The organism is Brachyspira catarrhinii (assembly GCF_005518285.1).
Lineage (GTDB): Bacteria > Spirochaetota > Brachyspiria > Brachyspirales > Brachyspiraceae > Brachyspira > Brachyspira catarrhinii.
Map to the genome: position 1 here is coordinate 1 of NZ_SJDU01000582.1, position 1,064 is coordinate 1,064.

The window sequence follows — 1,064 nt, forward strand, 5'->3', positions numbered from 1 at the left end:
CTTCATCCAATATGTCTGACCAGTTAAGATTGAAATTTTTGGAAGAAGCACGCCTACGGAATTAGATTTTAATAAAGTAAAGAAATTATAAAATAAGAGGTATAAAATGGCAAAAAAAATAGTCGGTATTGTAAAAGTTAGAATTTCAGGAGGAGAAGCGACTCCCGCTCCGCCTTTGGGTCCCGCTCTCGGACAGAAGCAGATACAAATAGCGGCGTTCGTTAAGGATTTTAACGCTAAAACTTCAAAACAAAAAGGGCAGTTATTAAATACTTATATAACGGTTTACGAAGATAAAACTTATACTTTTGTGACGAAAGGAACTTCTACTTCCACATTGATTAAAAAGAAATTGGGAATAGAAAAAGGTTCGGGAGAGCCTAATAAAACCAAAGTAGCGAGTATAAATCAAAAACAGCTTGAGGAAATCGCTCAAGAAAAAATGACTTATATGTCGGCAAACGATATTGAAGCGGCAAAAAAAATAGTCGCTGGAACGGCTCGAGCTATGGGTATAAAAGTTGAATAAATATTTATTTAAAGTAAAATTTAAATATTTAGAATAAAAAATAAAAGCGCACCATTTATTGAAAAAATACGAATAAATGGAAGTAATTGTTTGAAAAATTGATTATAAAAGAGGATAAAAAATGGCTACAAAACAAAAAAAGATTGGCGGCAAACGTTACGATGCTATATTTAAGACGGTAGAAAAATTAAAACCTTATACCGTTGAAGAAGCTATAGAATTGGCGAAAAAAAACGCCACCTGCAAATTTGACGAGACTATTGAGGCTACTATAAACCTCAATATCTTGCCAAAACATTCTATAAGAGACACTTTATCTTTTCCAAATTCTTTCGGAAAGGAAAAAAGAGTAGTCGTGTTTGCGCAAGGAGAAAAAGCGGACGAAGCGAAAAACGCTGGCGCTATTGAAGTTGGTTTTGAAGATTTGATAAGCAAAATCAGAGGCGGTTATACCGATTTTGATGTCGCAATATCGACTCCAGATTTGATGAAAGAAGCGAATCTTTTTGGGTTGATACGGAAATCAGCGGACCAG

General features: G+C 34.6%; 1 protein-coding gene and 1 pseudogene. Both read left to right on the forward strand.

The window, feature by feature from the left end:
• Positions 1-106 precede the first annotated feature (106 nt).
• The gene (gene rplK / locus EZH24_RS12440; protein ID WP_137999369.1) at positions 107-529 is read left to right on the forward strand and encodes a 50S ribosomal protein L11; all 423 of its coding nucleotides are present in this window, start codon (positions 107-109) and stop codon (positions 527-529) included.
• A 121-nt stretch (positions 530-650) separates the two neighbouring features.
• Positions 651-1,064 (forward strand): annotated as a pseudogene (locus tag EZH24_RS12445) (50S ribosomal protein L1); the annotation flags it as partial.

What these genes read in the sequence shown, in the direction of transcription:
- rplK (WP_137999369.1), top strand. Translation starts at nt 107, where the DNA reads ATGGCAAAAAAAATAGTCGGTATTGTAAAAGTTAGAATTTCAGGAGGA.